Source organism: Pseudomonas sp. SW-3 (assembly GCF_016615645.1).
GTDB classification, from domain to species: Bacteria; Pseudomonadota; Gammaproteobacteria; order Pseudomonadales; family Pseudomonadaceae; genus Aquipseudomonas; species Aquipseudomonas mandelii.
This window is the reverse complement of the sequence record NZ_CP067098.1, coordinates 5134566-5158506: the sequence shown is the minus strand read 5'-3', so window position 1 is coordinate 5158506 and position 23941 is coordinate 5134566. Positions and strand designations below refer to the sequence as shown.

The window sequence follows — 23941 nt, the reverse complement described above, 5'->3', positions numbered from 1 at the left end:
AGAGAGGTCCGGCGCGTGATCTTATGGGCAGGATCACGCGCCTACGGTATCAAGAAGTTCTTGGTTTGCCGTCAATGGCCGGTGTTACGTCCTGTGTAGCAGGTGTGGCGCTGGGCAGATGACGGGCAATCAGCCCGCGATACGCGGCAGCGCCGAGGCAGGCACCGACAATCGGTGCAAAAATCGGAATCAGGAAATACGGGATATCGCGGCCGCCGGTGAGGGAAATTTCACCCCAGCCGGTGAAGAAAGTCATCAGCTTCGGACCGAAATCACGCGCCGGGTTCATCGCGAAACCGGTCAGCGGGCCCATCGAGCTGCCAATCACGGCGATCAGCAAGCCAATCAGCAGCGGTGCCAGCGGCCCTTTTGGCAGGCCATTGTTGTCATCGGTCAGGGACATGATCACGCCCATCAGGATGGCGGTGATGATGACTTCAACCAGGAAAGCCTGGGCGGTGGACAGGGCCGGGTTGGGGAAGGTGGAGAACACCGACGCCAATTCGAGGCTCGCCTGGGTGCCACGGACCATATGGTGAGTTTGTTCGAAATCGAAGAATAGATTGCTGTACAGCGTGTAGACCAAAAATGCGCCGCAGAACGCGCCAGCAATTTGAGCGAGGATATAGAACGGCAGTTTGCGTTTTTCGAAGTCGGCGAAAATGCTCAGTGCGATGCTCACGGCGGGATTGAGGTGAGCCCCGGAAACCCCGGCGGTCAGGTAGATCGCCATGCTCACGCCGACGCCCCAGATGATGCTGATTTCCCACAAGCCAAAGCTGGCACCCGCGACCTTGAGAGCGGCAACACAACCGGTGCCGAAAAAGATAAGCAGTGCAGTGCCCAGAAACTCGGCCATGCATTGGCTTGAGAGCGACGGTTGTTGTAAAGCAGTTGTCATTGAAAACCTCGTTTTTGTTGTTGTCTGGCGCTTCTTTCATCATGGCCAAAGCGCGTTTTCCACCGAGGCAGAATCCCCATCCTGTTCTCGGCCTGCTACTGGGGTGCTGCGATGACACATTCGTACGGTATTCAGATTCGAAAAAATATAGACAAGAAACGCTGCTGTCAAAGGTCGAAAGTGAACTGTCGGTCACAATTCAACTATTAGTCATGTGAATGATCGTATTGTTCACGCGTCCGGCCAGGCACGGACGAACGGCAGCCTGTGCCGTCAAGCCGCTGAAACAGTGGCGCAATAGAGCCTTTTGCCGACCAATGTCCTAGAATCCAGCGCAGGATTTTTCTACTGCCGCCCACTCTGGAGCTGCCATGACCCCCGCATTGGATTTGTTGAAAAAAGTTCGAGCCGAACATCGCGTGCACAGTTATGAACATGATCCAAAGGCTGCGTCCTATGGGCTGGAGGCCGCGGAGAAGCTGGGACTCGACCCGGCGCAGGTGTTCAAAACATTGCTGGCAGCCAGTGAGAAAGGTGAGTTGCTGGTAGCGGTGGTGCCGGTCGTCGGAACTTTGGACTTGAAGCATCTGGCTCACGCGGCGGGCGTGAAAAAAGCCGAAATGGCCGATCCTGCCGCTGCGCAACGCGCGACGGGTTATCTGTTGGGCGGGATCAGTCCGTTAGGGCAGAAGAAGCGCTTGCGCACGTTTATCGATAACTCCGCTCAGCCCTTTGCGACCATTTTCGTCAGCGCCGGCCGGCGCGGTCTTGAAGTTGAATTGGCGCCGGCGGTGCTGGCCGAACACACTCAGGCCAAGTTTGCCGATATCGGCCGGGCCTGAATCAGGGAGAAGGTTATGCAGCTTGAATTTCATCAAGTCGATGCGTTCAGTGATCGTCCGTTCAGTGGTAACCCGGCCATGGTGTATCGGCTCGAGGCGTGGCTAGCCGATGAGTTGATGCAGAAGATTGCCGCCGAACATAACCTCGCCGAAACCGCCTTCGTGGTGCGTGAAGGGCAGGGTTGGCACATTCGCTGGTTTACCCCGACGACCGAAGTGCCATTGTGCGGCCATGCGACCCTGGCCAGTGCGCATGTGTTATTTGACATCTATAAGGAGCCGGTCGAGCGCCTGGACTTCATCTGCAAGTCCGGCCCGTTGAGCGTAAGCCGCGAGGACGGGCGCTTGTGGCTGGATTTTCCGGCCGTCGTGCCATCTGAAGTGGGCGTGACCCTGGATGTCGAGCGCGCCTTGGGCGTCGAAGTGGTCGATGTTCTGGGTTCCAACGAGTTGTTCGTGGTGTTGGAGTCCGAGCAGGCCGTGCTCAACTGCCAGCCAGACATGATCGCCCTGGCCAAGCTGCCGTGGCCGGGTGCAATCGTCACCGCCAAGGGGAGTCAGTCAGCATGATTTCGTGTCCCGGTACTTTGCCCCGGCAATCGGCATCAATGAAGACCCGGTGACCGGTTCGACCCATTGCAGCTTGATTCCGTATTGGTCGAAGCGGTTGGGCAAGACGAGTCTCAGCGCTTATCAGTGCTCGAAGCGAGGCGGGGCGTTGTTCTGCCGACTGGAAGGGGACCGGGTGAAGATAGGCGGGAATGCGACGCTGGTTGCGAGCGGAACACTCATTCTCGGTTAACCCAAATTTGATGTGGGAGTGAGCAGCCACGCTCCCACATTTTTTGTCCGTGTGTATTAGCTGGCGGTGCTGTAGCGCCGGACACCCGACTCTACCACCGGAATCTGCGCAGCCGTGCTGCCCGATGCCTGGAACAGCACCAGGTGTTCAGCCGCGACTCGAATACCCACTTCGGCACCGACTTGATGATCGGCATGGCTCGGGAAAATCGACTCCAGTTGCGCCCCGGTCGGCAGCTGCAAACGGTACAACGTCGAGGCCCCCTGGAACGACTTGCCGACAATCCGCGCCTTTAAACCGCTGTCGGGTGCATAAACGATGTCGTCCGGACGCAGCAACACATCCACCGCACCGCCCACGGGCCAGGTGTAGGCACGATTGCCGCGCAACTCACCCAATTCGGTCTGCACCGACTCGGGGCTGCTCAGCTGGCCGCGAATGAAATAACCCTGGCCAATGAAGCTGGCCACAAACGGCGTCAGTGGCTCGTGATACAGGTTGTAGGGCGTGTCCCATTGTTCCAGCCGACCTTCCTTGAACACCCCGACATGATCGCTCACCGCGAAGGCTTCTTCCTGGTCGTGGGTTACCAGAATCGCGCTGGTGCCACGGGCCTTGAGAATGTCGCGCACCTCATGGCTGAGCTTGCGTCGCAGTTCGCCATCGAGGTTGGAGAATGGTTCGTCGAGCAACAGCAATTGCGGTTCCGGTGCCAGTGCGCGGGCCAGTGCGACACGCTGCTGCTGACCACCGGACAATTCGTGCGGAAAGCGCTTGCCGAGGTTTTTCAGGTTGACCAGCTCCAGCAACTCTTCGGTGACACGATCCTTTTGCGGGTGCTTGCGGATCCCGAAGGCGATGTTCTCGGCCACGCTCAAATGCGGAAACAGCGCGTAGTCCTGGAACACCATGCCGATCCGGCGTTTCTCCGGGGCAAGGGTGAAACCGGCGCGGGAGATGGTCTCGCCTGCGAGGGTGATTTCACCTTCCTGCACCGGTTCGAAACCGGCAATCGCCCGTAGCGTGGTGGTCTTGCCGCAGCCCGAGGAGCCCAACAGGCAACCGATGTCACCGGCATTCAAATGCAAGTTGAGGTTCTGCACGACGCGCTGGTCTTGATAGCCGCAGGCGAGGTTGCGCAGGTTAAGCAGTAATGGAGGGCTCATGCGTGGTGATACGCCGGCTCGACGAGGAACTCGAGCAGGGCCTTTTGTGCGTGAAGGCGGTTTTCCGCCTGGTCCCAGGCGACCGAGCGCTTGTCATCGAGCACGTCGAGGCTGATTTCCTCGCCACGGTGGGCCGGCAGGCAGTGCATGAACAGCACATCCTCGGCCGCCAGGTCGAGCAGGGCGCGAGTCACCTGGAACGGCGCGAACAGCTTCAGGCGCTTGGCGGTTTCTTCTTCCTGGCCCATGGAGGTCCAGACATCGGTGCTCACCAGGTGGGCGCCGCGCACGGCATCCTTCGGATCGCGGACGATGGTCACGCGATCGCCGGCCATGGCCACGAACTGCGGGTTGGGTTCAAACCCTTCAGGGCAGGCGATGCGCAACTGGAAGTCGAACTGGATCGCCGCTTCTATATAGCTGTTGCACATGTTGTTGCCGTCGCCGATCCAGGCCACGGTCTTACCCTGAATCGAGCCGCGATGTTCGAGGAACGTCTGCATGTCGGCCAGCAACTGGCACGGATGCAGGTCATCGGACAGGCCGTTGATCACGGGAACGCGGGAATTGGCGGCAAATTCGGTCAGGGTGCTGTGGGCAAAGGTGCGGATCATCACGGCGTCGAGCATGCTCGACATCACGATGGCGCAGTCGCCGATCGGCTCGCCACGGCCCAGTTGCGTGTCGCGCGGCGACAGGAAGATGGCCTGGCCGCCGAGCTGGATCATGCCGGCTTCGAACGAAATGCGGGTACGGGTCGAGGACTTCTCGAAAATCATCCCGAGCACGCGGTTTTTCAGAGGCTCGAACAGTACGCCGCGGTTACGCAGGTCTTTGAGCTCAACGCCTCGACGGATCACGCTGACCAGCTCTTCGGGCGTGCAATCCATCAGGGAGAGAAAGTGCCTTGCGCTCATCATTGACTACCTTTTTGCAACAGACCGCAGATACTCAAAGCCTTGTTTAACTGAAAAACGGGCGAGACCTGCGGCGTAAGCCGCACGGGGCGACGAAATAGGGGGAGGCGCGATATTGACATTAAATGTCGCGTTTTTCCAATAGGAGGCTTTTTTTACGGTTTCCAACATGTTTCAAGCGATACAACGCGATCCGCGTTGCGAGTTTGTGTGCAGCATTTGTACACGGTGCCGAAGCTCGATTGCAATAACTGCCGTGATCTGGCTCGATATCCGGCGAAGAATGGAAGACCCGCTGAACAGCGCCCTCCGGGCCCCTTACAAGCTCGCGGAGTTGTTTGCTGTTACGTTTTCAGGTGCCGGGTTTCGGATTGCGCTCAGGTATTATCCGCCTCATTGCGGATTCTCGACTGCGTAAAGTCAAACACTCCCAGGGAGGGAGCGCTGTATGGCGATCAATAAACCCGGACACACTGGTCTGACGCGCCTTCGTCGTGTTTCGCCGGCCTTCGATATGGCTGTCATTTCTACGGTCATGGGCTTCGCGATTATCGCAAGCACGATTTATCCAGGCGTTCCGAGCGCAGTGGTGGGCGCCATCGTCGGCGCTTTTATCGGCGTGAAGAATTTCAGGGATGACGCGATTGCAGATTGATTCGACCCAGTTTTTGGTAGTGGGAGGATTGGTCGCAATTGGAATCTACCTGGGAGCTTCGCTACTCGCGCGATCGACGCCGGACCTGAAGCATGGAGCTGCCCTGGTGGTCGCGTGGTTCACAGTGGTGAGCGTCATTGATATCGCGTTGCAGGTCTATCAAGCCGAGCCTCATCAGCTGGGCATCCTGGCAAACCAGAAAGCTATCATCCTGATCGGGTCCGGCGTGATGCTTTGGCTGGCGGTCGGCGGAATCTGGACGGCCTTGGCCTCACCGCTCAAAAAGAAGGCGTCGAAGATTTCTCAGCCTCAGTGAGCCTGTCTGTGTGGTCGAACGCAGGTTTTGACGAGGTCGTTTCGTGTCTTGTCTGTTGTTCAAGGCGCCGGTTGTCACCGTGTTCTGGATGAAACGTTTGCTAATACAAAGTGCTGGGTTATAACTAACTCACGAGTGACGCAGGAAGCCTTCGGAATGGAATCGAAAGAACAGCTTTTAATGGATTTACTCGGCCTCACGGCCCGCTCCTTGACCCACCTCACCGCTTCCATGACGTCGATGTCCTTCGAATTGATGCGCAGTGAAGACGAAGTGACCAAAGCGGCCGGTCGACGCATGATCGATCGCATGGCAACCATTAGTACCGGGCTCGACGAACACTGGCGACTGATCGGCGAGCTCACCGGCGTACATATCGCCCAGGAACAGATCGAAACCATTCAAGAGATCCAGTTGCAGGCGCCGCCGCCCAGGTTGCCGCCGAATTGATCGTGCACGGCCATCGGCTAGCCTGATGGTCGTCGATTCACAAGACGAACGTCGCTGGCGCAGTCGCGGGTCAGGCGCCATAGTTTTGTTCCCGCGGCTGATATTGCCCGCCCAGAACAAAACAGAGACTGGCCATGACCAAGACTCTCCATCACCGTGCCTGCCACCTGTGTGAAGCCATCTGCGGCCTGACCATCGAGACCTCCGAGGTCGAAGGCAATGGCGTGCAGATCACCTCAATCAAGGGTGACCCGCTGGATACGTTCAGTCGTGGGCACATCTGCCCCAAGGCGGTTGCCCTGCAAGACATCCAGAACGATCCGGATCGCCTGCGTCAGCCGATGTTGCGAGTGGGCAGCGAATGGCAACCTATCGAGTGGGAAGACGCCTTCAGCCTGGTCGCTGAACGCCTGGCGGCGATTCAGGAGCATCACGGGCAGAATGCGGTGGCGGTTTATCAAGGCAACCCCAGCGTGCACAACTATGGCTTGATGACCCACAGCAATTATTTCCTGGGCCTGCTGAAAACCCGCAACCGGTTTTCCGCGACCTCGGTCGATCAGTTGCCTCATCACTTGACCAGCCATTTGATGTACGGCCACGGCTTGCTGCTGCCGATTCCGGACATCGACCACACCGATTTCATGTTGATCCTCGGGGGCAATCCCCTGGCCTCCAACGGCAGCATCATGACCGTGCCCGATGTGGAGAAGCGCCTGAAGGCGATTCAGGCCAGGGGCGGCAAAGTGGTGGTGGTCGATCCGCGCCGCAGCGAAACGGCAGCGATAGCCGATCAGCATCTGTTCGTGCGCCCCGGTGGCGATGCGGCGCTGTTGTTCGGGTTGCTCAATACCTTGTTCGCAGAAGGTCTGACCCGCGACAGCCATTTGCCGGTCGACGGTCTGGATGAAGTCCGTCAGGAGATCAGCACATTCACTGCCGACACGATGAGCCCCTTGTGCGCGGTGCCGGCAGAACAGATTCGTCAGTTGGCCCGTGATTTCGCGGCGGCGCCGACAGCGGTCTGCTATGGCCGGATGGGCGTCTCGACCCAAGCCTTCGGCACGCTGTGTCATTGGCTGGTGCAACTGATCAACCTGGTCACCGGCAACCTCGACCGCGTCGGCGGTGCCTTGTGCACTGAACCTGCGGTGGATCTGGTGGCTTCGACGTCGGGTGGGCATTTCAATCTGTGGCAGAGCCGGGTGTCCGGGCGTCCCGAGTACGGTGGTGAGTTGCCGGTGTCGGCCCTGGCGGAAGAGATGCTGACGGGCGGGGAAGGGCAGGTTCGTGCCCTGATCACCGTGGCCGGCAATCCGGTGCTGTCCACACCCAACGGCCGGCAACTGGAACAGGCGCTGGACGGTCTGGAGTTCATGGTCAGCATCGACCTGTACATCAATGAAACCACGCGCTATGCCGACCTGATCCTGCCGTCGACTTCGGCACTGGAAAACGATCACTACGACACCACGTTCAACATGTTCGCGGTGCGCAACGTCACCCGTTTCAACCGGGCGATCCTGGGCAAGCCCGAAGGTGCATTGCATGACTGGGAGATCTTTGTCGGCCTAGCCCAGGCTTTTGCGGCGAAGACCGGCAAGGAGCTGAAACCGACCATTGCACCGGCGCAGATGATCGATCGTGGGCTGCGGATGGGGCTTTATGGCGATGCCTCGGCGCACAAGCTTTCGTTGGCGACGCTGTTCGATCACCCGCACGGCGTCGATCTGGGCGCGCTCAAATCGAACCTGGCGCCACGCCTGAAAACCGCCAACCAGCGAGTCCAGGCCGCGCCGGCTGCGATTCTCGCTGACCTTGCCCGTTTCGCCGCGCTGCAAGCACCGGCTGCCGACGAATTGCTGATGATTGGTCGTCGCCATGTGCGCAGCAACAACTCGTGGATGCACAACTATCACCGTCTGGTGAAGGGCAAGCCGCGCCATCAATTGTTGATGCACCCGGATGACCTGGCCAGTCGTGGACTCGGTGACGGGCAGCGCGTGCGGGTCAGTTCGCGGGTCGGTGTGATCGAAGTGGAAGTGCTCGCCAGCCTGGACATGATGAAAGGCGTGGTCAGCCTTCCTCACGGTTGGGGGCATGCACGGCCCGGCGTGCAGATGACGATCGCCAGTAGTCAACCGGGCTCCAGCGCCAACGACCTGACCGATGAATGTCAGCTCGACGAGTTGTCGGGGAATGCTGCGTTGAACGGTGTTCCGGTGACAGTGGCGGCGGCCTGATTGTGTCTGTCGGGGAGACCGAGCATGGCGCTCGGGTTTCCGTTACAATGCGCCACCGTGCCGACCTCTGAGTCGGAAAGTTCAGCCGAGGTGCTCCATGGATATCATCGAAACGATTAAAGAGCAGATTGCTAACAACACCATTCTGCTTTACATGAAAGGTTCGCCGAATGCCCCGCAGTGTGGCTTCTCCGCGAAAGCCGCGCAGGCCGTGATGGCATGTGGTGAAAAGTTTGCTTACGTGGACATCCTGCAGAACCCGGAAATCCGCGCCAACCTGCCAAAATACGCCAACTGGCCAACCTTCCCGCAACTGTGGGTCGGTGGTGAGCTGGTCGGCGGTAGCGACATCATGACTGAAATGTCGGCTGATGGTTCGCTGCAGGCCACGATCAAGGCTGCCGTTGAAGCGGCTGCTGCGAACAAGACCGAAGCCTGACCCGGTACCTGTAGGCGCGAAGCTTGCTCGCGAAAGCGGTACAACATTCAGCACATAAGTTGACTGGACTACCGCTTTCGCGAGCAAGCTTCGCTCCTGCAGATGTTTCGTCCTGAAACAGGTGCAAACCTTGTTCAGGACGAGACAAAGGGCATTAAAAAGCCCCGCCTCTATAAAAGAGTGCGGGGCTTTTTATTGTCTCGAGTTTAGCGGGCGCTAACTTACTCTTCGCCCATCTGCGATTGCAGATAGTTCTCAAGACCGATTTTATCGATCAGGCCCAGTTGAGTTTCCAGCCAGTCGATGTGTTCTTCTTCGGACTCAAGGATATCTTCGAGCAATTCACGGCTACCGAAGTCACCCACGGTTTCGCAATGAGCGATGGCAACCTTGAGGTCGGCATGACCAGTTTTCTCAATACGCAGGTCGCATTCGAGCATCTCCTGGGTGTGTTCGCCGATCTGCAGCTTGCCCAGGTCCTGGACGTTCGGCAGGCCTTCGAGGAACAGGATGCGCTTGATCAGCTTGTCCGCGTGTTTCATCTCGTCGATGGATTCGTGGTATTCGTGCTTGCCGAGCTTGTTCAGACCCCAATCTTCGTACATGCGCGCATGCAGAAAATATTGATTGATCGCGACCAGCTCATTGGCAAGGATCTTGTTGAGATGCTGGATGACTGTAATGTCGCCTTTCATGATGGGGTCCTGCCCTGTATTAGCTGTCAATAAGGCGGAGTTTGAGCCGCACAACTAACAGTGTCAAACCTAAGTTATTGAAACTTAAATGAAAATTAATCGGAATAAGAATGTTTGTGTTCCGCGTCTGGAGCGTAAGCAGTTGATTTTCAGACATAAAAAAACCGGACATCAAGTCCGGTTCTTTGGAATAGGGTAGTTACGCGGCAGTAAATTCTACAGGGAAAGGAATCGCAGCCTGGGCCGATTGCAATTTGGTCAGGGTTTCACGCACCACTTCCTTGGCAAGGCAGGCGCATTTACCGCATTGGCTGGCTACGCCAGTGGCCTGGCGGACTTCTTTGTAGCTGCAGCAACCTTCATAGATTGCATCGCGGATTTGACCGTCGGTGACGCCAGTGCAGAGGCAGACATACATAAGCTAAGAACCGTCGCTGGTGGTGACTCAGTTGCGATGGATCTTAATGTTAACGAGAATGATTGTCAAAGTGCTTTCTGAAAGCTTCGCGTTATAAGCGAGTATGACTGACGAACGGTTTTCATCCGGGCTTCTGCCATCACCTGTCGCGACGACCAATTTGACGCGCGGTTGAAAAACCGTTGAGGACAGCCCAAAAACGCCGTGTATGATGGTCGGTCCTTGCGAAGGGGGGCGTGTCACAGGGCTGTCGCCTGAGGGTGGCAGGCTGACACGAACCCAGTTCTTCACGATATATAGACCAGGAGATATTCAATGAGCGTACTCGTAGGCAAACAAGCCCCGGACTTCACCGTACCTGCCGTCCTCGGCAATGGCGAAATCGTTGACAGCTACACCTTGTCCTCGGCCATCAAAGGCAAATACGGCCTGGTGTTCTTCTACCCACTGGACTTCACCTTCGTTTGCCCGTCCGAGCTGATCGCTCTGGACAACCGCATGGCTGACTTCAAGGCGCGCAACGTTGAAGTGGTCGCGGTGTCGATCGATTCGCACTTCACCCACAACGCATGGCGCAACACCCCGGTGAACAATGGCGGTATTGGCCAGGTTCGTTACACCATGGCTGCCGACATGAAGCACGAAATCGCCAAGGCCTACGACGTTGAGTCCGAAGGCGGCGTGGCTTTCCGTGGCGCGTTCCTGATCGACGACAAAGGCGTTGTCCGTTCGCAGATCATCAACGACCTGCCGCTGGGCCGTAACATGGAAGAGCTGATCCGTCTGGTCGACGCGCTGCAATTCCACGAAGAGCACGGCGAAGTCTGCCCTGCCAACTGGAAAAAAGGCGACAAAGGCATGACTGCTTCGACCGAAGGCGTCGCGGCTTACCTGACCGAGAACGCTGCTGCGCTGTAAGGCACGTTCGAGGCATAAAAAAACCGGCCACTGAGGCCGGTTTTTTTATGGTCGGGAGAAATTCAGCGACCGGGATCAGTCGTTGAAGTCTTCCCAGCCGCCCATTTGTTTCCAGCGATTGACGATGCCGCAGAAAAGCTCGGCCGTCTTTTCGGTGTCGTAGCGCGCCGAGTGAGCCTCACGACCGTCGAAGTCGATGTCCGCCGCCTGGCAAGCCTTGGCCAGTACGGTTTGACCGTAAGCCAGGCCAGCGAGGGTCGCGGTATCGAAACTGGAGAATGGGTGAAACGGGTTACGTTTCATGTCCAGGCGTGCGACAGCGGCGTTGAGGAAACCCAGGTCAAAGCTGCTGTTGTGCCCAACCAGAATTGCCCGTTTGCAGCCGTTGGCTTTCAGGGCCTTGCGGATACCACGGAAGATATCGGTCAGGGCCGTTTCTTCGCTCACCGCCATACGCAGCGGGTGATCGAGTTTGATCCCGGTGAATTCCAGCGCCGCGGCTTCAATGTTCGCGCCTTCAAAAGGTTCGACGCGGAAGAAATAGGTGTGATCGGGATACACAAAGCCTTTTTCATCCATGGCGATCGTGGTCGCGGCGATTTCCAGCAGGGCGTCAGTGGCAGAGTTGAAACCACCGGTTTCAACGTCGACAACAACTGGCAGGTACCCACGGAAGCGCTCAGCCATGGGGTGGCGCGAACCACCTCCGCCGCCTTGACCGTCCTGTTCGTCGTCGAAATGGTCTTCACTCACGCGTGTTCCTCCAGCAGGCGCCAGCGCAGTTTTTCACCGGCGCGCAGCGGGATTACGGTCAGCTCGCCAAATGGCAGGCTGGTTGGGGCGGTCCACTCATCGCGGACCAGGGTGATGCGATCGGTGTTCACCGGCAGGCCATAGAAGCGCGGGCCGTTGAGGCTGGCGAAGGCTTCAAGCTTGTCCAGCGCGTTGCGTTGTTCAAAGGCTTCGGCGTACATCTCGATCGCCGCATAAGCGGTGTAGCAACCGGCACAGCCGCAGGCCGCTTCTTTGGCGTGCTGGGCGTGAGGCGCCGAGTCGGTGCCGAGGAAGAACTTGTTGCTGCCGCTGGTGGCAGCGTCGAGCAGGGCTTCCTGGTGGGTGTTGCGCTTGAGGATCGGCAGGCAATAAAAGTGCGGCCGAATCCCGCCCACCAGCATGTGATTGCGGTTGTACAGCAGGTGATGCACGGTGATGGTCGCGCCAACGTTGGCCGAAGCCTCGTTGACGAACTGCACGGCGTCCGCGGTGGTGATGTGTTCAAACACCACTTTGAGCGTCGGGAAACGCTCGACCACACGACGCATATGCTCATCGATGAAGATTTTTTCGCGGTCGAACACATCGACATCGCCGCGGGTGACTTCACCGTGAATCAGCAAGGGCATCCCGACGTCGGCCATGGCCTCAAGTGCAGGGAAGATCTTGTCGATACTGGTGACACCCGAGTCCGAGTTGGTGGTCGCGCCGGCCGGGTACAGCTTGGCGGCGTAAACGAAACCGCTGGCCTTGGCCTCGCGAATTTCGTCGGGCTGGGTGCGGTCGGTCAGGTACAGCACCATCAACGGTTCGAAACGACTGCCGGCCGGACGTGCAGCGAGAATCCGCTGGCGATAGCCGTCGGCTTCAGCGGCGTTACGCACCGGAGGTACCAGGTTGGGCATGATGATGGCGCGACCAAAGGTGCGCGCGACATCCGCAACGGTATTGGTCAACACAGCACCATCGCGAAGATGAATATGCCAGTCGTCGGGACGCAGCAGGGTCAGGCGGTCGGACATGAGGGGATTCCAGGCGGGTCAAACTCTGGGGAATGCTACCGGAAAAGACTCTCTCAGGCACTCGCTATCAAGTTTTGCAGGAAGCTTCCGATATCCAACAGGTATGCCGTAAATATGTGTGTCGGTCTTTTTGTTGTAGAAGCCAGTGGAGCCTCCCGTGCGCCAGCGTTATTTAGCCTTGCTCAGTGTGTTTGCCAGCCTCCCTGCGATGGCGCTCACTTTCCAGACACGTCTGGAGAGCATCGAGTGGACGGTCGAAGGTGACAAGTTCGAATGCCGCCTGACTCAACCGATTACCGATTTCGGTTCGGGTGAATTCGTGCGCCGCGCCGGCGAGCAGGCGACGTTTCGTCTGAAAGCCTACAACGCGATGATCGGTGGCGGTTCAGCAACCCTGCTGGCGGCGGCTGCGCCGTGGCAACCGGGACGTGGCGACATCAATCTGGGATCGGTGAGAATCGGCAGCGGCAACGTGTTGTTCAACAGTTCGCAAGTTCAGGCCGGTCGCCTGATCAGCGGGTTGATGGACGGCCGCAGTCCGGTCATCCGGCATTCCTCTGGTGATGGCCGCGTCTCTGAAGTGCGCCTGTTGCCGGTCAAGTTCAGCAAGGCCTTCAACGACTACCAGGGTTGCGTGGCGAAACTGCTGCCGAAGAATTTCGAGCAGGTCAAACAGTCCGAGATCGGTTTCCCGGGTGAAGGCGTTGATCTTGATTCGCAAGCCAAGGCGCAGTTGCAGGTGATGCTGGAGTTCATGAAAGCGGATCCGACGGTCAATCACATCGAACTCGACGGGCACTCCGACAACAGCGGCAATCGCCTGACCAACCGCGAGCTGTCACGCCGCCGGGCGTTGGCGGTGATGGACTATTTCAAGGCCAATGGCATCCAGGAATCGCAGATCACCCTGCGTTTCCACGGTGAGCGCTACCCTGTGGCGCCGAACACCAGCGCCACCAACCGCGCGAAGAATCGCCGGGTTGCGGTTCGCCTGGAGCGGGTGGCACCGACCGAGAAAGTCGCGCCTCAAACCACGACGCCGGGAAGCTCTTCGGCGACATCCTGAGTTTGCTGAATTCGTCGCTCGCTCGACAGAATCTGTCGCTTCGTCGTCATAAGCTGTCGCGCCTCTGTAAATTATTCCGTATGACCGGTAGACTTCACGGCTTTCCGTAGAACCCCGTGGAGTGATGGCATGGCGGACGTAAACAAGGTCGTTCTGGCGTATTCCGGCGGCCTGGACACTTCGGTGATCCTCAAGTGGCTGCAGGATACTTATAACTGTGAAGTGGTGACCTTTACCGCTGACCTGGGTCAGGGCGAAGAGGTTGAACCTGCACGCGCCAAGGCTCAGGCCATGGGCGTGAAAGAGATCTACATCGACGATCTGCGCGAAGAATTCGTGCGCGATTTCGTTTTCCCGATGTTCCGCGCCAACACCGTTTACGAAGGCGAGTACCTGCTGGGTACTTCCATCGCTCGCCCGTTGATCGCCAAACGCCTGATCGAAATCGCCAACGAAACCGGCGCTGACGCCATTTCCCACGGCGCCACCGGCAAGGGTAACGACCAGGTTCGTTTCGAACTGGGCGCCTACGCACTGAAGCCTGGCGTGAAAGTGATCGCCCCTTGGCGCGAATGGGACCTGCTCTCCCGTGAAAAGCTGATGGATTATGCTGAAAAGCACAATATCCCGATCGAGCGCCACGGCAAGAAAAAGTCCCCGTACTCGATGGATGCCAACCTGCTGCACATTTCCTATGAAGGCGGCGTGCTGGAAGACACCTGGACCGAGCACGAAGAAGACATGTGGAAATGGACCGTCTCCCCGGAGAAGGCTCCTGACAAGGCGCAGTACCTGGAACTGACCTACCGCAACGGCGACATCGTGGCACTGGACGGCGTCGAAATGACCCCGGCCACCGTGCTGGCGACCCTGAACCGTATCGGTGGCGAACACGGTATCGGCCGTCTCGACATCGTCGAGAACCGTTACGTGGGCATGAAGTCCCGTGGTTGCTACGAAACTCCTGGCGGCACCATCATGCTGCGCGCTCACCGTGCGATCGAATCGATCACTCTGGACCGCGAAGTGGCTCACCTCAAAGACGAGCTGATGCCTAAATACGCCAGCCTGATCTACACCGGTTACTGGTGGAGCCCTGAGCGTCTGATGCTGCAGCAGATGATCGATGCGTCCCAGGCACACGTGAACGGCGTTGTGCGCCTGAAGCTGTACAAGGGCAATGTGATCGTCACCGGTCGCAAGTCCGACGAATCGTTGTTCGATGCCAACATCGCGACCTTCGAAGAAGACGGCGGCGCCTATAACCAGGCCGACGCAGCGGGCTTCATCAAGCTCAACGCCTTGCGCATGCGCATTGCTGCAAACAAAGGCCGGAAGCTTTTCTGAGATCTTTGAAGCTGCAACGACGGTAATGGAAATGTGGCCTTGTCAGTGACAAGGCCACATTTCTGAAAGAGGGATTTTTCCTACCGGGTATCATGTATCAACTTTCTTGTTGTTGTTACAAATAAGCTTTCGTCTGCTTTACTCTCCGACTGCCCGTCGCAATCGGTCTTCTGCTATTGGCGTTCAAGCCATCGTCGTCATGCCATGTGAGCTCAAATTGTAGGCAACCCAGAACGTAGTGCTGTTGCGTTTCTTTGTTTGTTTCGAATGCTTGTGTGCGCCTTCCTTCAGTAACGCCTCTGAATCAGTACAGGTTAGGAACACGATCACGCGCGCAGGGTTTTCCTGTGGTTGCTGGATCTTTTCCATCAAAGTGTTGAAGTCCATTTTGTTGCTCATCCATCGTGCATCGACGATGTGCAGATCCTTTAGCAACACCGATGAGCGTAAGGGGTGCTCAATCAAATGCTCGGGTGTATTGACTTGCGCGTGATCGGCATCGGTCATGGCCTTGATGAAATGCTTGCCTTTCTCAAAATCAGAGGGCGCATAAAGCGATCGATAGTTGAAGTTGAGTGTGGCGAAGAATAGGAAGAGCAAATAAAAGGGAAAGCTGATAAGGAACCAGATATAGATCTCTCGTTCCTTATTGTCGAGAAATGGAAGGGAGATAGCAGCCGAAGTTTCAGACAGTGTTGCAAATATCGCAATGATTGTCATGGGGTTGGAAATTCTTATTTTGAGTTTGTTCATGTTGTTTGCTCATGGAAGATTGTCTGTTCTCGATCAATTTATGGAGAGGTTTCGGGTGTTGGTAAGTTGCCGGAGTCGGGAAGGCGGTCTGCTGTTTTGGTGGTGTCCTTTTAGTGAGTTTGTTAACGGGGGTCATAGTAGCTGTATTATTTGCGCCTCGGGTATTTTTGTTATTGTTGTTTTGGTAAGTGTGGCGTTTATTGCTGTTTCTGAAGTGTTGCCTGGTGTAAGGGTTGTTGTAATTTGATTAGTGGTCACGTCTTGATTTTTAACGAGCGAGTGTGAATGTTCGCCTGAAAATATCGGTTGTTTTTTAGCGTAGCTCAATCGTCAGCGTCTGTCGGATCCTTCGGTCAACCTCTGGTTTCTTTGATTTCCTGATGTAAATCGATACAAAAACAATTTTGAAAGCACCGTGCCGCCGGGGCGATAAAATTTAAGACACACAGTATTCGTCTGATTTTTGTAAGACATGTCCTGCTTGTTTGTAGGGAATGTCTTTCGCTGCGGGTGGCCGAGGGGGGCGGCATGCCACGGATGAAACGACTAGGCTATTGTGCGGGCTCTAAAAATTCGAACAGCGAAATTGGACTTGCCCATGAATAAAGTGCTGATCGTGGATGATCACCCCGTCATTCGTCTTGCGGTACGTATGCTGATGGAACGTCATGGCTACGAAGTCATTGCAGAAACAGATAACGGTGTGGATGCGTTACAACTTGCCCGCGAACTTATGCCGGATATTGTCATTCTGGATATTGGGATACCGAAGCTGGACGGGCTGGAAGTCATTGCGCGTCTGACCACAACAGCGATGCCTCTTAAAGTGCTGATCCTGACCTCTCAGGCCCCCGGGCATTTTTCCATGCGTTGCATGCAATCGGGGGCCGCTGGGTATGTCTGCAAACAACAGGATCTCACTGAATTGCTCAGTGCGATAAAGGCCGTGCTTTCGGGCTACAGCTACTTTCCGAATCAAGCGCTGCATACCGTTCGTTCCAGTCTCGGGAATGCCAGTGAAGCCGATATGGTGGATCGTCTGTCCGGGCGCGAAATGATGGTGTTGCAACAGTTGGCTCGAGGAAAGACAAACAAGGAAATTGCCGATGGCATGTTCCTCAGCAATAAAACGGTCAGTACTTACAAGACACGCCTGTTGTTGAAGCTCAATGCTCGCTCATTGGTTGATCTGATCGAACTCGCTCAACGTAATGGACTGGTATGAGCGCACTGGCGATTGACGAGGCGTGATGAAAGGGCGTTCATCGGGGGGCGGGCAGCACCCAGTAAAAAGCCTCCGTTTCGGGAGGCTTTCAGGTGTCAAAGGTCAAAATCGTAATCGGCCAACTGCTTTTGCAGTCGACGCTCCTCCAGCAGATTGTCGATGGTGCGGCGTTTGCTCAGGTTGGTCTTCGCCACTTCAACCACCGGTTCAGCGTCATCGGTCTCAACAGGTGTGAAGTCGTCTTCTACGTCCAATTGCTCTTTGCCAGTGCTCATAAGGTTAACTCCAGGCTAAGACTGCCTTTGGCGCTCCTTATATCGACAAACTCCCGGCGGGTAAAAAAGATTTTTTCAATCGATGGATCAATAAAACTAATACTGCCTCAATCGTCCGAGGTCTTTTGCTTGTATTCGCACAGGTCTTCGATCCGGCAGCTCCCGCAACGAGGCTTGCGGGCCAGGCAAACGTAGCGTCCATGAAGGATCAGCCAATGGTGTGAATCGAGCAGGTATTGCTTGGGGACAAACTTCATCAGCTTCATCTCCACCTCGACCACGTTTTTGCCCGGTGCAATGCCCGTGCGGTTGCTGACTCGGAAAATGTGGGTATCCACGGCCATCGTCAGTTGCCGGAAAGCGGTATTGAGCACCACGTTGGCGGTCTTGCGGCCGACGCCGGGCAGCGCCTCCAGTTCCTCTCGGGTTTGCGGAACCTCGCCACCATGGCGCTCAACCAGCAAACGACAGGTTTCGATCACGTTTTTCGCTTTGCTGTTGAACAGGCCGATGGTCTTGATGTATTCCGACAGCCCTTCGACGCCCAAGGCATAGATCGCCGCCGGCGTGTTGGCCACCGGATAGAGTCTGGCGGTGGCCTTGTTCACACCGACATCGGTCGACTGGGCGGACAGAATGACCGCAATCAGCAATTCGAACGGCGAGGAATAGGCCAGTTCGGTCTTCGGTTCCGGGTTGTCTTCGTGAAACCTGCGGAAAATTTCCAGACGTTTTGCGGCATTCATGGACAGTGCGTTTCCTCGAAGTCGGTCAGTGTGAGGGAGTCGGTCGGTGCCAGGCCTGCCAGGCGGCGATCAGCAGTCCCAAGAGAATGAATCCGCCAGGGACCAGCGTGGCCAGGTGCAGACCGCCATTGCCGATCACCTCGCGCAGCAGGCCTAGCCCCACCAATAGCGCGCCAAACAGGCCACACAAACGCAGGCGATCAAGCCGCGGTTCCTGGAAAAAACCATTGTGCTCCAGCACCACACATTGCAAGGCGATCAATCCTGCATAGATCCCCGCGTGCTGATGCCATTGAAGTGACCCGACCTGCGCGGCCAGTTCCGCGCAACTGGTCAACGTGGCGGCCAACAGGATGCTGGCAAGCAAGCGGGTGGACGGGATCAGCCGTGATCGCAAGGCGGCCATGCTGAGGTCATATGCATTGATCACTAAGAAGAACATCAGCCACAGGCCGAGAGCGGTCGGCCAGGCCTGCGTAGCGCCGATCAGAGGCGCAAGCATCAGAGAGTTGCGCAGTGTCGATTTTTTATTCATGCGCACTGCTCCCGATTAGCTGTTGCGGGTGTTCGTCGAAGAAACGCAACGCGTCATGAACGGCGCTGATTACCGCCCGTGAAGTAATGGTCGCGCCCGCTATCTGATCGAATTGACCCTGGTCTTTTTTCAAGGCCCAGCCGGTGTCGCCGGGGTCGTTTCGCGACTTGCCAGTAAACACCTGAAGCCAGGTATTGGGCCAGTCGGCGATCTTGCCGCCCAGGGCTGGGGTTTCCGATTGCTTGAGGGTCTTGACCCCCAGCAACTTGCCGCTGGCGCCGATGGCGATCAGCAGCTCGATGGAGCCTTCGTAGCCCAAGGTCTGGCTGCGCAGCAACACCGCGCTCGGTTGGCTGGCCTTGGTCGCCAAATAGCCGCCCAGCAGCGTGCTGTTGGACAGCCGGATGTTTTCGAGGGCGAGTGGCTGGTCCAACGGCTGATTGTCGTAGCTGTCTGGCGGTAGCAGGTCCAGCAGGTTGCGGCTGTCGATCAAGCGCTGTTGCGCACTGATGCGCGGTTCGCTGACGTGCTGCACGACGTACGTCACGCCAATTCCCAACCCGGCCAGCAGCACCAGCATCGCAACGCTCGTCGCTCGGTTCATGGGGCCATCTGCTCCTGCCTGGACGCGACTAACCGCTCCAGCGCCGGGACGCCAAGGTTCATCAACAACACGGCAAACGCTACACCGTCGGGGTATCCGCCCCAAGTACGAATCAGGTAGGTGAGTAATCCCACGCCGGCACCGAACAACAATCGGGCACCGGGGCTCTTCGCGCCGGACACCGGCTCGGTGGCAATAAAAAACGCGCCCAGCATGGTCGCGCCGGTGAGCAGGTGAAACAGCGGCGAGCCATGGGAGTCGGAGCCCGAACCGTTCCAGCACAGCAGGCTGATGATGAACAGACTGGCAAGCATGCCGACCGGTGCGTGCCAGGTGAACACCCGCCGTTGCAGAAGAAACGCGCCGCCAGCGAGAAAGGCCAGGTTGACCCATTCCACACCACGTCCGCCGAAGTGGCCGAACGCCGGGTTGCTCGCGAAGAGTTCATCCATGGTCAGGCTTTTGTTGATTCGCAGGCTGTCCAGCGCCGTGGCCTGGGCCCAGGCATCTGGCGCCTGACCGAAGCCGAAGACCTGTTGCAAGCCACCGAGCAGACTCATGCCGTGGGCCGACGGCCAGAGGGTCATCTGTTGGGGAAACGTAACCAGCACCAGGGCAAAACCAAGCATCGCCGGGTTGAACGGATTTTTGCCAACCCCGCCATAAAGGTGTTTACCGAGCAGGGCGAATGCCGCCGCACTGACCGTCAGCCACCACGGGCAATAAGGCGGCAAGGCCAAGGCCAGCAACGTCGCGCTGACGAGCGCGCTGCCGTCGCTCAACGTTGGCTTGATCGATTGCTTGCGCAGGTGCAATACCGCAGCTTCAACCGCCAATGCGGTAACAGCCGTCAAAATCAGGTTGATCAACACGCCCCAGCCATACAACCAGAACAACGCCAGCATGCCCGGCACCGTGGCCAGCAACACCAGCTTCATGGCCTGCTGAAGGCGTTCGTCCACCGATTCAAGGGGCGACATAGGCATCCACCTGACGCTCGGCGTCCATCACAGCGCGTTCCAGCGCTGCAATCTGTTCAGCTGCGGCTTCGCCGGTTCGCGCCTTGTTGAGTTCGGCGCGGCGCATGGCCAGCTGGATCTTCGCCCGTTTCAGCTCGGCATCCTTCGCTGGCGCGGCGGGTGCCGGTGCGGGGATGGGCGGCGCGCTGCTTTCCAGCTTGGCCAAGGCTTGCTCTGCCATCTCGAATTGTTGTTGCAGCACGATCAATTGCGACTGCTGCTCGAAGGTCGGCGGATGCCCGAACGCCTTGAGCGACTTGTTCAGTTGCGCACGACTCATCGCCAGGTCGATCTTGGCTTTTTTCAACGCCGCATCGGCGTTTGCCGCTTTCTGCGCACGCACCCGCTCAAGCGCAGCCTGAACCGGGTCGAGCGTCGGCACTTCGTTTTGCGGCGTGGCGCGTTGAGCGCGGGCCTGACGTTCGGCGAGTTTCTGCTCTTCCTCGCGGCGCAAACGGGCGTTGCGCTGTTCGAAGCGACGCCGCGCATGATTGCGTTTGGCGGTGCGCGCCCGTTGTTCCTCAAGGCTGAACGCCAGGCCACCAACAATCGGCAGCACCGTGGCCAAAGGCAGTGGCCGCATTTCGATGCAATCCACCGGGCACGGCGCGACACACAGGTCGCAACCGGTGCATTCGTCGATGATCACCGTGTGCATCAATTTGGCGGCACCGACGATGGCATCCACCGGACACGCCTGGATGCATTTGGTGCAACCGATGCATTCGGCTTCGCGGATGTAAGCGATCTGCGCCGGTGCCGAGCCGCGGCTGACGTCCAGTTCCAGCACCGGCACTTGCAGCAACTCGGCCAGCGCCGAGATGGTTTCGCTGCCCCCTGGCGGGCACTTGTTGATCGGCTCGCCGCTGGCGATGCCTTCGGCGTAAGGCTTGCATCCGGGGTGGCCGCACTTGCCGCATTGGGTTTGCGGCAAGAGGGCGTCGATGCGTTGAATCAGACTCATGTTTTGATCAGCCCGCTGAATCCGAGAAAAGCCACTGCGATCAGTCCGGCGCCGATCAGTTCGATCGGCAGGCCGCGAAAGGGCAGGGGAATATCATTTTCGATTGTGCGCTGGCGCAAATCGCTGAACAGGCTGAGCACCAGCCAGAACCCCAGTCCTGCACCGAGGCACAGGGCGGTGGCGTGGAAGAATCCTTTGTCGTCCTGAGCGTTGAGCAATGCCAGCCCCAGCACACCCGCGTTGCCCAGCAGCAACGGCCAGAGGCCATCAAACGCAAGCTTTGGAAGTAACCGGGAAAGCGCTTTCAGCAGCGGGCCGATCAGCAATACGCTCAAGGGCAGGAACACGAAAAGACGCAGCGAAGTCAGTTCCAGCGGCACCAGCAGCCAGTGATAAGCCGGGTAGCCCAGTATGCCGACCATCAGCATCAGACACGTCGTCGCAATGCCCAATGCATGAACCTGATCGCGCTCGCTGCCCAGCAGCGGATCGACGCCCAGCGGCCAGTGCAACACGAGGTTGTTGATCAGGGCGGCGCTGATAAGCGTAAGCAGCATCTCGGTCATGATTGTGCCGGTAGAAAGAGGGCTTTTTAACAGAGCGTTCTAAAAAGCTTAGGCATTATCCGGGAAGGACGGAGGGTGGGGGCTGATATGAAAATCCCACAGTCGCGCCAGGCACGACTGTGGGATCGATTTAGCGCAGAAACTTACTTGATGCGCTGACCCGGCTTGGCGCCGCTATCGGGGCTGAGCAGGTAGATTTCTTCTCCACCAGGGCCGGCTGCCATCACCATGCCTTCGGAGATGCCGAACTTCATTTTCCGCGGCTTGAGGTTGGCGATCATCATGGTCAGACGGCCATTGAGCTTGGACGGATCCGGGTAAGCGCTCTTGATCCCGGAGAACACGTTGCGTTGCTCGTCACCGATGTCGAGGGTCAGGCGCAGCAGCTTGTCGGCACCTTCCACGTGTTCGGCCTTGACGATCAAGGCAACGCGCAGGTCGATCGCGGCGAAGGCGTCGAAATCGATTTCGGGCGACAGCGGATCCTTGGCCAGTTCGCCATTGCCGGCCGGCGCGGCATTGCCGGTGTCGGTTGCGCTGGCGGTCAGGTCTTCTTTCGATGCATCGCTCATGGCTTGGACTTTTACCGGGTCGATACGGGTCATCAACGGCTTGAACTCGTTCAGTTGATGGTTGCTGAGCAAGGTCGCGTGGTCATTCCAGGTCAGCGGCGCGACGTTGAGGAACGCCTCGGCGTCGGCGGCCAGCAGCGGCAGCACCGGTTTGAGGAATATCACCAGTTGGCGGAACAGGTTCACGCCCAGGGCGCAGATGGCCTGGACTTCGTCCTGCTTGCCTTCCTGTTTGTTCAGCGACCACGGTGCCTTGTCGGCGATCCAGGCGTTGGCACGGTCGGCCAGGCCCATGATCTCGCGCATGGCACGGGCGAAGTCGCGCGCCTCGTAGGCCTCGGCAATGCTTGGCGCTGCGGCCAGGAACGCTTCGGTCAGTTCCGGTGCGGCGTTGCCGGACACCAGCACACCGCCGTTGCCCTTGTGGATAAACCCGGCGCAACGGCTGGCGATGTTGACGACTTTGCCGACCAGGTCGGAGTTGACCTTCTGCACGAAATCTTCGAGGTTCAGGTCCAGGTCATCGACGCCACGGCTCAGCTTCGCCGCGTAGTAGTAGCGCAGGTATTCCGGCGACAGGTGGTCCAGGTAAGTCCGGGCCTTTATGAAGGTGCCACGGGACTTGGACATTTTCTGACCATTGACGGTCAGGTAGCCGTGCACGTTGATGCCGGTCGGCTTGCGGAAACCGGCGCCTTCGAGCATCGCTGGCCAGAACAGGGCGTGGAAGTTGACGATGTCCTTGCCGATGAAGTGGTACAGCTCGGCGGTGGAGTCCTTACCCCAGAACGCGTCGAAATCCAGTTCCGGACGGCGGGCGCAGAGGTTCTTGAAGCTGGCCATATAGCCGATCGGCGCGTCCAGCCAGACGTAGAAGTATTTGCCTGGCTCGTCGGGGATCTCGAAGCCGAAGTACGGCGCATCGCGGGAGATGTCCCACTGTTGCAGGCCGGCATCCAGCCATTCGGCGATCTTGTTCGCCACGGCTTCTTGCAGGGTGCCGCTGCGGGTCCAGGCTTGCAGCATTTCCTGGAAATCCGGCAGCTTGAAGAAGAAGTGCTGGGAATCCTTGAGCACCGGAGTGGCGCCAGAGATCGCCGACTTCGGATCCTTCAGGTCGGTGGGTGCGTAGGTTGCACCGCATTTTTCGCAGTTGTCGCCGTACTGGTCTTCAGTGCCGCATTTCGGGCAGGTGCCCTTGATGAAGCGGTCGGCCAGGAACATTTTCTTTTCGGGGTCGAAGTACTGAGTGATCGAGCGCTGGGCGATGTGCCCGGCGTCGCGCAGCTTCAGGTAGATCTGGCTCGACAGCTCACGGTTTTCTTCGGCGTGAGTGGAGTGGAAGTTGTCGAAGTCCACCAGGAACTCGGCAAAGTCGGCGCTGTGTTCAGCCTGGACGTTGGCGATCAGTTGTTCCGGGGTGATGCCTTCTTTTTCCGCGCGCAGCATGATGGCCGAACCATGGGCGTCGTCGGCGCAGACATAAATGCATTGGTTGCCGCGGTGCTTCTGGAAGCGCACCCACATATCGGTCTGGATGTATTCCAGCATGTGGCCAAGATGGATCGAACCATTGGCATAGGGCAGGGCGCTGGTGACGAGGATCTTGCGTGGCTCGGACATGGGGCTCGGCTACTTGATGAAACGGAGGTCGGCCACTATAAAGCGCTGGCGCATATTTTTCACCCCGTCAGCCTGTTTCCGGTTGCAT

The 23941-nt window shown here is 57.9% G+C and carries 26 protein-coding genes and 1 pseudogene; 11 read left to right on the top strand and 16 right to left on the bottom strand.

Annotation, left to right across the window (positions count from 1 at the left end; all coding sequences use genetic code 11):
* Positions 1 to 49: 49 nt before the first annotated feature.
* Positions 50 to 901 carry an MIP/aquaporin family protein gene (locus tag JIO00_RS23265; protein WP_010457695.1) on the bottom strand — a complete coding sequence of 284 codons (852 nt, stop codon included), beginning with the start codon at positions 899 to 901 and terminating at the stop codon, positions 50 to 52.
* A 371-nt stretch (positions 902 to 1272) separates the two neighbouring features.
* On the opposite strand from JIO00_RS23265, the gene ybaK reads away from it, so the two are divergent.
* Both ybaK and JIO00_RS23255 read left to right on the top strand, forming a co-directional pair.
* Positions 1273 to 1743, top strand: coding sequence for a Cys-tRNA(Pro) deacylase (ybaK, locus tag JIO00_RS23260; RefSeq protein WP_010457694.1), 471 nt, complete (start codon positions 1273 to 1275; stop codon positions 1741 to 1743).
* 15 nt (positions 1744 to 1758) lie between these two features.
* Positions 1759 to 2545, top strand: a pseudogene (locus JIO00_RS23255) (PhzF family phenazine biosynthesis protein).
* 56 nt (positions 2546 to 2601) lie between these two features.
* Here the strand turns inward: JIO00_RS23255 and JIO00_RS23250 are convergent.
* A complete protein-coding gene (locus JIO00_RS23250) occupies positions 2602 to 3711 on the bottom strand; it encodes an ABC transporter ATP-binding protein (RefSeq protein WP_010457692.1) in 1110 nt (369 codons plus the stop codon).
* The gene (argF, locus tag JIO00_RS23245; RefSeq protein ID WP_010457691.1) at positions 3708 to 4628 is read right to left on the bottom strand and encodes an ornithine carbamoyltransferase; all 921 of its coding nucleotides are present in this window, start codon (positions 4626 to 4628) and stop codon (positions 3708 to 3710) included. The genes JIO00_RS23250 and argF overlap by 4 nt, the downstream gene beginning before the upstream one ends.
* Positions 4629 to 5076: 448 nt before the next feature.
* On the opposite strand from argF, the gene JIO00_RS23240 reads away from it, so the two are divergent.
* The 5 genes from JIO00_RS23240 (at position 5077) to grxD (ending at position 8731) form a co-directional block, all read left to right on the top strand.
* Positions 5077 to 5283: a hypothetical protein gene (locus JIO00_RS23240; RefSeq protein ID WP_010457690.1), complete on the top strand. Its 207-nt coding sequence runs from the start codon at positions 5077 to 5079 to the stop codon at positions 5281 to 5283.
* Positions 5264 to 5599, top strand: coding sequence for a hypothetical protein (locus JIO00_RS23235; RefSeq protein WP_138739082.1), 336 nt, complete (start codon positions 5264 to 5266; stop codon positions 5597 to 5599). The genes JIO00_RS23240 and JIO00_RS23235 overlap by 20 nt, the downstream gene beginning before the upstream one ends.
* A 156-nt stretch (positions 5600 to 5755) precedes the next feature.
* A complete protein-coding gene (locus JIO00_RS23230) occupies positions 5756 to 6049 on the top strand; it encodes a hypothetical protein (RefSeq protein ID WP_077749897.1) in 294 nt (97 codons plus the stop codon).
* Between the two features lie 134 nt (positions 6050 to 6183).
* The gene (locus tag JIO00_RS23225; RefSeq protein ID WP_200666909.1) at positions 6184 to 8292 is read left to right on the top strand and encodes a molybdopterin oxidoreductase family protein; all 2109 of its coding nucleotides are present in this window, start codon (positions 6184 to 6186) and stop codon (positions 8290 to 8292) included.
* 97 nt (positions 8293 to 8389) lie between these two features.
* Entirely contained in the window at positions 8390 to 8731 is a 342-nt protein-coding gene (gene grxD / locus JIO00_RS23220) for a Grx4 family monothiol glutaredoxin (RefSeq protein WP_010457686.1), read from the top strand.
* A gap of 221 nt (positions 8732 to 8952) precedes the next feature.
* On the opposite strand, the gene bfr is transcribed toward grxD, so the two are convergent.
* Complete coding sequence (bfr, locus tag JIO00_RS23215) at positions 8953 to 9426, bottom strand: bacterioferritin (RefSeq protein ID WP_010457685.1); 474 nt, start codon at positions 9424 to 9426, stop codon at positions 8953 to 8955.
* 199 nt (positions 9427 to 9625) lie between these two features.
* Entirely contained in the window at positions 9626 to 9844 is a 219-nt protein-coding gene (locus tag JIO00_RS23210) for a bacterioferritin-associated ferredoxin (protein ID WP_007943567.1), read from the bottom strand.
* 315 nt (positions 9845 to 10159) lie between these two features.
* Between JIO00_RS23210 and JIO00_RS23205 the strand changes: the two genes are divergently transcribed.
* Entirely contained in the window at positions 10160 to 10762 is a 603-nt protein-coding gene (locus JIO00_RS23205; RefSeq protein ID WP_010457682.1) for a peroxiredoxin, read from the top strand.
* A gap of 75 nt (positions 10763 to 10837) precedes the next feature.
* On the opposite strand, the gene rnt is transcribed toward JIO00_RS23205, so the two are convergent.
* Together rnt and pyrC are read right to left on the bottom strand one after the other, a co-directional pair.
* Positions 10838 to 11515, bottom strand: a complete 678-nt coding sequence (gene rnt / locus JIO00_RS23200) for a ribonuclease T (protein WP_008155580.1) — start codon at positions 11513 to 11515, stop codon at positions 10838 to 10840.
* A complete protein-coding gene (gene pyrC / locus JIO00_RS23195) occupies positions 11512 to 12558 on the bottom strand; it encodes a dihydroorotase (RefSeq protein WP_010457678.1) in 1047 nt (348 codons plus the stop codon). Before pyrC ends, rnt begins: the two co-directional genes overlap by 4 nt.
* A 157-nt stretch (positions 12559 to 12715) precedes the next feature.
* Here pyrC and JIO00_RS23190 point away from each other — a divergent pair, with 157 nt between their 5' ends.
* On the top strand, positions 12716 to 13624 hold the full coding sequence (locus JIO00_RS23190; protein WP_010457676.1) for a flagellar protein MotY: 909 nt from the start codon (positions 12716 to 12718) through the stop codon (positions 13622 to 13624).
* A gap of 129 nt (positions 13625 to 13753) precedes the next feature.
* Complete coding sequence (locus tag JIO00_RS23185; protein ID WP_007898502.1) at positions 13754 to 14971, top strand: argininosuccinate synthase; 1218 nt, start codon at positions 13754 to 13756, stop codon at positions 14969 to 14971.
* 183 nt (positions 14972 to 15154) lie between these two features.
* On the opposite strand, the gene JIO00_RS23180 is transcribed toward JIO00_RS23185, so the two are convergent.
* Complete coding sequence (locus JIO00_RS23180; RefSeq protein WP_010457670.1) at positions 15155 to 15724, bottom strand: hypothetical protein; 570 nt, start codon at positions 15722 to 15724, stop codon at positions 15155 to 15157.
* Between the two features lie 598 nt (positions 15725 to 16322).
* Here JIO00_RS23180 and JIO00_RS23175 point away from each other — a divergent pair.
* A complete protein-coding gene (locus JIO00_RS23175) occupies positions 16323 to 16949 on the top strand; it encodes a response regulator transcription factor (protein WP_010457667.1) in 627 nt (208 codons plus the stop codon).
* 95 nt (positions 16950 to 17044) lie between these two features.
* Here JIO00_RS23175 and JIO00_RS23170 read toward each other — a convergent pair whose 3' ends face one another.
* From JIO00_RS23170 to metG, 8 genes are all read right to left on the bottom strand, one after another.
* On the bottom strand, positions 17045 to 17224 hold the full coding sequence (locus JIO00_RS23170) for a PA3496 family putative envelope integrity protein (RefSeq protein WP_010457665.1): 180 nt from the start codon (positions 17222 to 17224) through the stop codon (positions 17045 to 17047).
* Between the two features lie 107 nt (positions 17225 to 17331).
* Complete coding sequence (gene nth / locus JIO00_RS23165; RefSeq protein ID WP_083375850.1) at positions 17332 to 17970, bottom strand: endonuclease III; 639 nt, start codon at positions 17968 to 17970, stop codon at positions 17332 to 17334.
* 25 nt (positions 17971 to 17995) lie between these two features.
* The gene (locus tag JIO00_RS23160) at positions 17996 to 18505 is read right to left on the bottom strand and encodes an Rnf-Nqr domain containing protein (RefSeq protein WP_200666907.1); all 510 of its coding nucleotides are present in this window, start codon (positions 18503 to 18505) and stop codon (positions 17996 to 17998) included.
* The gene (locus JIO00_RS23155; protein WP_200666905.1) at positions 18498 to 19109 is read right to left on the bottom strand and encodes an RnfABCDGE type electron transport complex subunit G; all 612 of its coding nucleotides are present in this window, start codon (positions 19107 to 19109) and stop codon (positions 18498 to 18500) included. Before JIO00_RS23155 ends, JIO00_RS23160 begins: the two co-directional genes overlap by 8 nt.
* Complete coding sequence (locus tag JIO00_RS23150; RefSeq protein WP_200666903.1) at positions 19106 to 20089, bottom strand: RnfABCDGE type electron transport complex subunit D; 984 nt, start codon at positions 20087 to 20089, stop codon at positions 19106 to 19108. Before JIO00_RS23150 ends, JIO00_RS23155 begins: the two co-directional genes overlap by 4 nt.
* Positions 20076 to 21092, bottom strand: a complete 1017-nt coding sequence (rsxB, locus tag JIO00_RS23145) for an electron transport complex subunit RsxB (RefSeq protein ID WP_083375854.1) — start codon at positions 21090 to 21092, stop codon at positions 20076 to 20078. The genes JIO00_RS23150 and rsxB overlap by 14 nt, the downstream gene beginning before the upstream one ends.
* A complete protein-coding gene (locus tag JIO00_RS23140) occupies positions 21089 to 21658 on the bottom strand; it encodes an electron transport complex protein RnfA (protein WP_010457655.1) in 570 nt (189 codons plus the stop codon). The genes rsxB and JIO00_RS23140 overlap by 4 nt, the downstream gene beginning before the upstream one ends.
* Before the next feature lie 143 nt (positions 21659 to 21801).
* Positions 21802 to 23853 carry a methionine--tRNA ligase gene (gene metG / locus JIO00_RS23135; RefSeq protein WP_077749887.1) on the bottom strand — a complete coding sequence of 684 codons (2052 nt, stop codon included), beginning with the start codon at positions 23851 to 23853 and terminating at the stop codon, positions 21802 to 21804.
* Between the last annotated feature and the right edge of the window lie 88 nt (positions 23854 to 23941).

What these genes read in the sequence shown, in the direction of transcription:
- JIO00_RS23225 (WP_200666909.1), top strand. Translation starts at nt 6,184, where the DNA reads ATGACCAAGACTCTCCATCACCGTGCCTGCCACCTGTGTGAAGCCATC.
- JIO00_RS23150 (WP_200666903.1), bottom strand. Translation starts at nt 20,089, where the DNA reads ATGTCGCCCCTTGAATCGGTGGACGAACGCCTTCAGCAGGCCATGAAG.
- JIO00_RS23265 (WP_010457695.1), bottom strand. Translation starts at nt 901, where the DNA reads ATGACAACTGCTTTACAACAACCGTCGCTCTCAAGCCAATGCATGGCC.
- JIO00_RS23205 (WP_010457682.1), top strand. Translation starts at nt 10,160, where the DNA reads ATGAGCGTACTCGTAGGCAAACAAGCCCCGGACTTCACCGTACCTGCC.
- JIO00_RS23230 (WP_077749897.1), top strand. Translation starts at nt 5,756, where the DNA reads ATGGAATCGAAAGAACAGCTTTTAATGGATTTACTCGGCCTCACGGCC.
- JIO00_RS23140 (WP_010457655.1), bottom strand. Translation starts at nt 21,658, where the DNA reads ATGACCGAGATGCTGCTTACGCTTATCAGCGCCGCCCTGATCAACAAC.
- rsxB (WP_083375854.1), bottom strand. Translation starts at nt 21,092, where the DNA reads ATGAGTCTGATTCAACGCATCGACGCCCTCTTGCCGCAAACCCAATGC.
- ybaK (WP_010457694.1), top strand. Translation starts at nt 1,273, where the DNA reads ATGACCCCCGCATTGGATTTGTTGAAAAAAGTTCGAGCCGAACATCGC.
- JIO00_RS23180 (WP_010457670.1), bottom strand. Translation starts at nt 15,724, where the DNA reads ATGAACAAACTCAAAATAAGAATTTCCAACCCCATGACAATCATTGCG.
- JIO00_RS23250 (WP_010457692.1), bottom strand. Translation starts at nt 3,711, where the DNA reads ATGAGCCCTCCATTACTGCTTAACCTGCGCAACCTCGCCTGCGGCTAT.
- JIO00_RS23170 (WP_010457665.1), bottom strand. Translation starts at nt 17,224, where the DNA reads ATGAGCACTGGCAAAGAGCAATTGGACGTAGAAGACGACTTCACACCT.
- JIO00_RS23155 (WP_200666905.1), bottom strand. Translation starts at nt 19,109, where the DNA reads ATGAACCGAGCGACGAGCGTTGCGATGCTGGTGCTGCTGGCCGGGTTG.
- argF (WP_010457691.1), bottom strand. Translation starts at nt 4,628, where the DNA reads ATGAGCGCAAGGCACTTTCTCTCCCTGATGGATTGCACGCCCGAAGAG.
- grxD (WP_010457686.1), top strand. Translation starts at nt 8,390, where the DNA reads ATGGATATCATCGAAACGATTAAAGAGCAGATTGCTAACAACACCATT.
- JIO00_RS23160 (WP_200666907.1), bottom strand. Translation starts at nt 18,505, where the DNA reads ATGAATAAAAAATCGACACTGCGCAACTCTCTGATGCTTGCGCCTCTG.
- nth (WP_083375850.1), bottom strand. Translation starts at nt 17,970, where the DNA reads ATGAATGCCGCAAAACGTCTGGAAATTTTCCGCAGGTTTCACGAAGAC.
- JIO00_RS23240 (WP_010457690.1), top strand. Translation starts at nt 5,077, where the DNA reads ATGGCGATCAATAAACCCGGACACACTGGTCTGACGCGCCTTCGTCGT.
- metG (WP_077749887.1), bottom strand. Translation starts at nt 23,853, where the DNA reads ATGTCCGAGCCACGCAAGATCCTCGTCACCAGCGCCCTGCCCTATGCC.
- JIO00_RS23185 (WP_007898502.1), top strand. Translation starts at nt 13,754, where the DNA reads ATGGCGGACGTAAACAAGGTCGTTCTGGCGTATTCCGGCGGCCTGGAC.
- bfr (WP_010457685.1), bottom strand. Translation starts at nt 9,426, where the DNA reads ATGAAAGGCGACATTACAGTCATCCAGCATCTCAACAAGATCCTTGCC.
- pyrC (WP_010457678.1), bottom strand. Translation starts at nt 12,558, where the DNA reads ATGTCCGACCGCCTGACCCTGCTGCGTCCCGACGACTGGCATATTCAT.
- JIO00_RS23175 (WP_010457667.1), top strand. Translation starts at nt 16,323, where the DNA reads ATGAATAAAGTGCTGATCGTGGATGATCACCCCGTCATTCGTCTTGCG.
- JIO00_RS23210 (WP_007943567.1), bottom strand. Translation starts at nt 9,844, where the DNA reads ATGTATGTCTGCCTCTGCACTGGCGTCACCGACGGTCAAATCCGCGAT.
- JIO00_RS23235 (WP_138739082.1), top strand. Translation starts at nt 5,264, where the DNA reads ATGACGCGATTGCAGATTGATTCGACCCAGTTTTTGGTAGTGGGAGGA.